Origin of the sequence: Acrocarpospora pleiomorpha (assembly GCF_009687885.1) — a bacterium.
In the GTDB taxonomy this organism is placed as follows: Bacteria; Actinomycetota; Actinomycetes; order Streptosporangiales; family Streptosporangiaceae; genus Acrocarpospora; species Acrocarpospora pleiomorpha.
Genome location: NZ_BLAF01000059.1, coordinates 62,653 through 70,223 on the forward strand (window position 1 = coordinate 62,653; position 7,571 = coordinate 70,223).

4 protein-coding genes are annotated in these 7,571 nt (G+C 65.7%); 2 read left to right on the forward strand and 2 right to left on the reverse strand.

The window, feature by feature from the left end:
• Nucleotides 1-7 precede the first annotated feature (7 nt).
• Together Aple_RS38890 and Aple_RS38895 are read right to left on the reverse strand one after the other, a co-directional pair.
• Nucleotides 8-412 carry a hypothetical protein gene (locus Aple_RS38890; protein WP_218038722.1) on the reverse strand — a complete coding sequence of 135 codons (405 nt, stop codon included), beginning with the start codon at nt 410-412 and terminating at the stop codon, nt 8-10.
• Entirely contained in the window at nt 390-2,606 is a 2,217-nt protein-coding gene (locus Aple_RS38895) for a glycoside hydrolase domain-containing protein (protein WP_246265052.1), read from the reverse strand. Before Aple_RS38895 ends, Aple_RS38890 begins: the two co-directional genes overlap by 23 nt.
• Before the next feature lie 200 nt (nt 2,607-2,806).
• Here Aple_RS38895 and Aple_RS38900 point away from each other — a divergent pair, with 200 nt between their 5' ends.
• Together Aple_RS38900 and Aple_RS38905 are read left to right on the forward strand one after the other, a co-directional pair.
• Nucleotides 2,807-6,727 carry an nSTAND1 domain-containing NTPase gene (locus Aple_RS38900; protein WP_155349768.1) on the forward strand — a complete coding sequence of 1,307 codons (3,921 nt, stop codon included), beginning with the start codon at nt 2,807-2,809 and terminating at the stop codon, nt 6,725-6,727.
• 312 nt (nt 6,728-7,039) lie between these two features.
• Nucleotides 7,040-7,462 (forward strand): DUF2690 domain-containing protein, encoded by a 423-nt coding sequence (locus Aple_RS38905; RefSeq protein ID WP_155349769.1) that lies wholly within the window; start codon nt 7,040-7,042, stop codon nt 7,460-7,462.
• Nucleotides 7,463-7,571 lie beyond the last annotated feature (109 nt).

Genomic DNA, 7,571 nt, shown 5'->3' on the forward strand with positions numbered 1-7,571 from the left:
TTTGAGGTCAGCCCAGCGCGGTCCACGCGTCGGGGAAGACCGCGAAAAAGACGAAGGGGGTAAGCGAGATGATCACGCTGACCCACCAGTAGCTCCGGTTGGGCAGTCGCGTGACCCTGCGAGTCACCTTGTTGATGACCGTCCAGAGGATGAAGAACAGACCGACTGCCCCCAGCAGAACGAGCCAGGGGAGGATGCCGTCGTTGTCGGTGGGATCGCGTTCGGTCAGGCCGAGAGCGGCGAGCGGGTATTGGGCGAGGAACATCCAGACGAAGGCCAGCGGAATAACGCCGACGCTGCCGAGCACCACGTTGACGGAGACCGGCGCGAGCCAGGCGGACCAGGAGTACGGCTTGGTGGCATTGGTCATGGCGGCGCCCTTCACCACATCACGGATTGCGGAGAGGGGCATGGTACTTCTCGAACACCTTGTACAACCCGAGAAGTTCATGCCCGTACTGGTCGGCATCTGGACCGGTGCCGTTGAAGCGGGCCAGGATCCGCCGAGTGTGATCCTCGCTGGTGCTGAGACCCGGCCGCGACACCCCGATATCGGCGGCGCTCCAGATGTGGACGTATCCCACGGCAGAGATGTTGTAGTTCGGGTCCTGGAGTCTCTGCCACACCGACCAGAGGTCGGGCTCGTTGGCCGGGCCGAGAACCGTGCCGCTGATGATGCCCTGCTCGATCGCGTGGTTACGGGCGCTGATTGCGGTCGCGGCGAAGATCTGGGCCAGGCCGGTGCTGCAGTCGTTCCTGCCGAGGACACCGTTGTTGTAGTAGTTCCGCACCATCTCATCCGCGACGCCGTCCAACAGATTGAGCTTGCGGATTTCCCAGAGGATCGGGCACTGGATGAGCGCCTTACGCATCTTCAACTGGCGCGCAAGACGCGTGATGAGACCGTCGTGGGTGAGGGTGATGTCCAGCGACTCGGTGGTGGTGTTGAAACCCAGGGTCGCGTTGTCTCTGTCGAATATCTCGCTGCCGCCCTCCTCCGGCACTCCGATGCCGGTGAGGTAGGTCTGGACGTCCACCAGTAGCGCATCGTGCTGGGCCATGTCGAAGTCCACGTCGAGGTTGGCCTCAAGCTGGCCTGGCCCGAAGGTTCCCTGACCGGAATCCCGGCCCGAGGCGATGTTGTTGTCGATTTCGATGAATCCGCTGCCGGAGCCGACGGTGATGGTGGAGATCTGGTCGAAGGCCCAGTCCACCGGCAGCGGATAGCCCAGGTTTCCGGAGAATCCGGTGGACATGTCAGAGACGAAACTCGCTGACGAAAGGCCTTCGCCGGCGACTCGGGAACAGACGTTCCGTGGTCCGTAGATGCCAATCTGGTACTGGCTCGCGTGTTCGCTAATCGTTTCCTTAATGCCCCTGAAGTGCGGGATGACATTTGATGTGACCTGATAGTCCAGTGCGTCGAAGTCGACCGCGAAGTAGATCCGAGTCCCCGCCAGGAATCCGTGCGCGCGGGCCCATTCGATCGCAGCGAACGCATCGGCCACGCCCTGGGCGTGGCTGAAGTAACTGGCCGAGCCGCCCCAGGTCTGGTAGATGGGAAAAACCCGGAAACCCTTCGCGGCCAGTACCGCGAGTTCGCCCGGCTGGATCATCTTGTTGAGCGAGGTGTTCGGGACGTTGCACAGGTATCGCCCCACGATGCCGTAGCCCGCCGCCTTCAGCGCGTCCGCCCGGGGCGCGGTCACCTTCGTGACGCAGTCGAGAGCGGTTCCCTTGCGGGTGGGATCGCCGGTGGACACCAGCAGCGAGGCCCACGTCTGGAAATCGCCGTTTCCGGTGACCGGGAGCTTGGCGAAGCCCTGGAACTCGCTTGCCCGGGCGGACAGGTTGCCGTCGAACGAACTGGTGAAGGAGACGCCGTTCCGCTTGTTGAAAAGCATTCCGGCGGAGAACAGTCGCACCCAGACGCCGGAGGATCCGACGGACAGGGTGTTGGCCTTCAGTCCGGCCTGTGTGCCGGGGCCGAACACCCCGGTGGCCTGGGCGTCCGTCATGCCCAGCTCGAACTGGATGGCCAGGAGCAGTGCTTTCTGCACGTCCCTGGAAAAGTGACCGTCGCACGGGATCATGAAGAAGTTGGCCCGATGGGCGTACCGCTCGTTCATCCACTGTTGAATGGTCCGGACGGTGGCGTTGCCACCGGCGAGGAGCACGTAGGGATCCATGTTGAGCAACGCCTTGAATAACTTCGGCACCATTGACGGACCCGGATAGAGCGTGCCCACGCCGGCGTCGGCCTTCAATTGCGTGACCCCGGCCTCAACCCGGGCGTTGTAGATGCCGTCGATCTCGCCGCCGTCGTACCCCTTGCAGTAGAGCCCGGACTGGATGATCCGGACGAGGTTCGCGGGCGCGCCGCTGGCGGCGTTGATGGACGGCCAGGTCGACTGGAGGGTGGCCATGGTGGTCGGGCCGAAGTTGTCGGAGAGGGCGGCAATGCCGAGTTGGTACTGGAGGCATCGGGTCAGCGCGTACACGGTGGACCATCCGGTGACGCCGTTCTCCACCACCGGGTTGATTCCGGGCACGTTGCCGTACGTCGTGTTGATGAATCTCTGGGCTCGAAGAACCATCTCGTCCATGCGAATTCCCTCGATCACGGGAACTGGAAACCGGGAACTTTCAACTGACCGTATGGCTTCAGGGTGAGGTGGGCCAGCTGACAGCGCTTTAGTCGGACAGGCTCGGACGCGCGAAGACGCGCTGCGATGCGAGCCGAGAAACGGCGCGTAATTACGTTAGGCTGGCTCAGCAGGGCCATCTCCCTGGGGAAGAGATCGTCATGCCTGACGCTGACGTACGACGAATCTCGTCCAGGCCCGAGTTCGCCCAGGCGCTCACCGCGCTGAGAGAGCGGGCCGGGTTGACGGTTCGCGATGTCGCGAAAGCCGTCGGCATACCGGACAGCACGGCGGGCGACTATTTCGCGGGCGCGCATCTGCCGCCTGTGTCCCAGCCGCACATCCTGGTCGCGATCCTGGCCGTGTGCGGCGTGACCGATGCCGGCATGGTCTCCCAGTGGCAGGAGACGCTCACCACGATCAGGCGGGTGCCGGGCCGGCGGCCCGTCGGCGCACCGATCCCATACCGCGGGCTGGAGAGCTTCCAGACGGCGCATGCCGACTGGTTTTACGGCCGGGAGCGGCTCATCCAACTGCTCATCGAGAGCCTGCGTGCGAGATTGGCCGAGGAGAAGGGCCCGCTGGTGGTTGTGGGCCCGTCGGGGTCGGGCAAGTCGTCGGTGCTGCGCGCCGGAGTGATCCCCGCGCTGAGAAGAGGCGAACTCGACGTATCCGGCTCGGGTGAGTGGCCCGTACTTCTGATCACACCCGGCGCCCGCCCCCTCCAAACGCTGGCCGAGCAGCTCGCCATCCACGTCGTCAAGGACTCCGATGACGAGATCGAGGCGGAACTGCGGGCCATCCCGGAGCACTACCTGCGAAGCTGTGGGCAACCTGGCCGACTGGTCTTGGTGGTCGACCAGTTCGAGGAAATCTTTACGGCGTGCGACGACGCGGAGGAACGGCTGGCCTTCGTAGACGTGCTGTGCGCGGCCGCCGGAGAGAACCGCGTCAGAGAGCCGCCGGCACTCGTGGTGCTGGGCGTGCGAGCGGATTTCTACTCACACCTGTTGCTGTTCCAACGACTCGCACGCGCGGTGCAGAAAGGACAGGTGGTGATCGGCCCAATGACCGAGGCCGAACTGCGGGACGTCATCGTGAAGCCGGCCAACAAGGCCGGGCTCGACATCGAGGACGGCCTGGTCGAGCTTCTCCTCAGAGACCTGGAACCGGTGAACGCCGACGACGTCGGGGCGGCCCACGACGCCGGTGCGTTGCCGCTCCTCTCTCACGCGCTGTTGACGACCTGGCGCAGGAGCCGGGGGCGCAGGCTCACGGCCCTCGACTACCGCGACTGCGGCGGCATCAGCGGCGCCGTGGCCGAGACGGCCGAGGTGGCGTACGCGGACCTCACGGAGGACCAGCAACACCTGGCCAGGCGCATCTTCCTGCGCTTGGTTCACGTCGCGGAGGACACGGCCGACACACGACGGAGGGTCACCGGCTCCAGGCTGCTGTCCGATGTCGGGCCCGCCTCTCCCGAGGAGATCCAGATCGTTCTGGACCGGTTCGTGGAGCAGCGGTTGATCACTGTCGACCTGGACATCGTGGAGATCTCCCACGAGGCTCTCATTCGCGCCTGGCCCCGGCTTCGATCCTGGATCGACGTGGATCGCGGCGGGCTCATCATCGCTCACCGGTTCACCGACACCGCGGCCGCGTGGCAACGGGAAGGCTTCGACCACGGGCTTCTCTACCGGGGCGCTCGCCTGGCCGCAGTCCGCGAGTGGGTGGAGACCGGCCACCAAGACGCCATGACCCCGCTGGCACGCGATTTCCTTGAGGCATCCATCGCTCAAGAGGAGGAGGCGCTGCGGCTGGCGCGGCGGCGTACCCGGCGATTACGCGCGATGGTCGCGGGGCTGGCGACGCTCGTATCACTGACCCTGGGGGCCACCGCACTCGCCTTGCACAGCCAGCAGGCGCTCAAGGAGCAGCGCAACGTGGCCATCTCGCGGCAGATCGCCTCCGACGCCGACCGGCTGAGGGCCGGCGACCCCGCGCTGGCCGCGCAGCTCGCGCTGATCGCCTACCGGCTCGCGCCCACGGCGGAGGCGCGGTCCAGCCTGCTCAGCTTGTACGCGGGACAATCGGTGACCCGGCTACTCAATCCCAGCGGCGTACCGCAGCATGTGGCCTTCGCCCTCGAAGGGCGGCTCATGGCAACAGGAGGCGCGGAACTCGGCGACCCGACGCTGCGACTCTGGCGGGTCACAGGAGATGGCAAGCCTATTCCGCTCGGCCAGTCGCGGATCGGCCCGGTGCGCGCACTCGTCCTCAGCCCGGACGGCCGCACCCTCGCCACAAGCGGCATGGACGAGACCCTCCGCCTGTGGAACATCGCCGACGGGACGGAGATGTCTCCGCTCTCCCAGATCACAGTCGGCCCAGGCGGCCGGGTCCTGACGCTCGCCCACAACGGGGGCATCCTGGCGGTCGGGGGTGCCGGCGGCACTGTGACGATCTATGACGTCGCCGACCCGCGGCAACCCACACGCGTCGGCACGCCACTCGCCGGCCACCGCGGCGACGTGCAGACCATCGCATTCAGCCCCGACGGCTCGCTGCTGGCTGCTGGCAGCGCCGATCACACGGTATGGCTGTGGAACACGGCCGACCCGCGTAAACCCACTCAAGCCGGGCCGCCGATCGAGGACCCCAGCAGCGTGTTGCACCTCGCTTTCAGCCCAGACGGCGAAACGCTCGCCGTCGCCGCCAGCGGGGAGCAGAAGTCGGTGCGGCTGTGGAACGTCACCAACCCCGCCCGCCCCGTCCTGCTGGGTGAACCGATCACCGGCCCGGCGGGCCTGATCAATTTCGTGGCCTTCAGCCCCGACGGCCGGTCACTCGCGGCGGGCAGCTCCGACAACAAGGCGTGGGTGTGGGATCTGGCCACGCGTCGCACCATCGCTACCCTGCCACACCCGGCACCGGTGACGAGGGTGCGGTTCGCCGGCGGCGGCGGGACACTCATCAGCGGAACCGAGGACGGCGTCACCCGGCTGTGGCGCCTGCCCGGCCCGCTGATCGCCGACCCGTTGCTCACCGACCCGCTGGACATCGTGTTCACCGCGGACATCAGCTCTGACAGTCGCAGACTCCTGGCCGGAAGCTACGGCGCCGCCCCCTTGGTTCGGCTGTGGAACGTGAGCGATCCCCGGCATCCGACGCCCATCAGCCCTCCGATGCGCGCTCCGACCGGGCCCGGCCTGTCCGGTGCGGCCGCCCAGAGCCCCGATGGCCGTCTCGTGGCCGCGGGCACCGTGACCGGGCCCCTCTACCTCTGGGACGTCCGCGATCCCACCCTGCCGAGGCTGCTGAAAACACCGCTCATCGGCGCCACGAAGAATATTGAGTCAGTCGCCTTCAGCCCGGACAGCAAAACGCTGGCAGCGGCAAGCGATGACACCGCCCTGCGACTGTGGGACGTGTCCGACCCGGACCATCCCGTCGCCCTCGCCACCCTGGGCGAACCGGAGGCACCGGTTTACGCCACCGCCTTCAGCGCGGATGGCAGACTGCTCGCCGCAGGCAGCGGCGAAAAGAAGACCTGGCTCTGGGAAATCACGGATCCCCGGCACCCGAAGAAACTCGCCGAGCTGTCCGGGCACCGCCAGGCAGTCTATTCGGTGGCTCTAAGTCCCGACTCGCGCATCCTCGCGGCGGGCAGCGCGGACAAGACCATCCGGTTATGGGACATCAGTCAGCAGCCCAAGCCCTTGCCCTTGGGCGACCCCCTCAAGGGACCCAACAACACCATTTATTGGCTGGACTTCAGTCCCGACGGCCGGATCCTCGCCGCCGGCGGAGGAGACGGCACCGTATGGCTGTGGGACGTCCGCGACCCGGGAAAACCCATCACGTACGCGAATCTCGCCGGTCACGGCAACGCCGTATGGACGGTGAGCTTCAGCCCCGATGGTGCTTTCCTCTCCTCCGGTGGAGCCGACGCGACCGTACGCCTCTGGATGACCAACCCTGAGCGGGTCGCCAAGCAAATCTGCGCTCAGGCAGGTGACGTGATCACGAAGGCAGAATGGGGCCGATATCTGGCGGATCTGCCGTATGACCCACCCTGCTGATTTCCAAGTGTCCCGTGCATATGTTCGCGTCACATCAGTGTGTCGAAAACCGGAAGCTCGTGGCTCTGCAGGCCGTGAAGTGCCGTGTTTAGAGCCCGGCTTTGTAGATGAGCGTCGACGCGTTCCTGCCTCAGAGTCTCCATCAGACCCGGAGCGGTTCATTTCGTCTGTGGCCCCCATCGATCACCACTCTCTGTACGACCTTGTCCGGGTATTTCGATTTCTCTTCCTGCGGCTGTTGCGGTGTCGCTTTGCTGGGAATCCGTGAGCCGCAGCCCGGCTCACGCTCTTCCAAGGTGATCGGAGAGCAAGATGCGAAAACGGTTCAAGGCAGCCGTGGCAACGCTCGTGCTGCTGCTGACCGCCGTGATCAGTATCACGGTCAGCGCTGGCCCGGCCCAGGCAGTGGGGTGCACCGGGGGGAACTGTGTAGGCGACGATCCTCAAGCGATGGGCTGTGCTTCGGGCGCCACCTCACTCGCCTCAGTGCGTCCGATCGGCGGCGGACCGGCCGTCTTCCTGCGCTGGTCCAGTTCATGTGTCGCGAACTGGGCGCGTATCGAGGACGGTAGCGTCCCCGGCTACTGGGACTTCTGGGCCGAGACGTCTAATGGGCATACGGAGCCGAAGATGTGGTCCAACGCGTTCTGGAGCTTCATGGTGGACGGGAACATGGCCGCTCGGGCCTGCATCAAGAACGGTTTCGGGCAGGTTAGCTGCACCGGCTGGTACTAGATTTGTGACATAAACGGACCCCTCGCGGCCGCGAGGGGTCCGTTTTGCATTACGGCGATGGAGCGGGTGCCGACAATTCATCCGTTGCGCGTGCCGATTATTCATCCGT

What these genes read in the sequence shown, in the direction of transcription:
- Aple_RS38900 (WP_155349768.1), top strand. Translation starts at nt 2,807, where the DNA reads ATGCCTGACGCTGACGTACGACGAATCTCGTCCAGGCCCGAGTTCGCC.
- Aple_RS38895 (WP_246265052.1), bottom strand. Translation starts at nt 2,606, where the DNA reads ATGGACGAGATGGTTCTTCGAGCCCAGAGATTCATCAACACGACGTAC.
- Aple_RS38905 (WP_155349769.1), top strand. Translation starts at nt 7,040, where the DNA reads ATGCGAAAACGGTTCAAGGCAGCCGTGGCAACGCTCGTGCTGCTGCTG.
- Aple_RS38890 (WP_218038722.1), bottom strand. Translation starts at nt 412, where the DNA reads ATGCCCCTCTCCGCAATCCGTGATGTGGTGAAGGGCGCCGCCATGACC.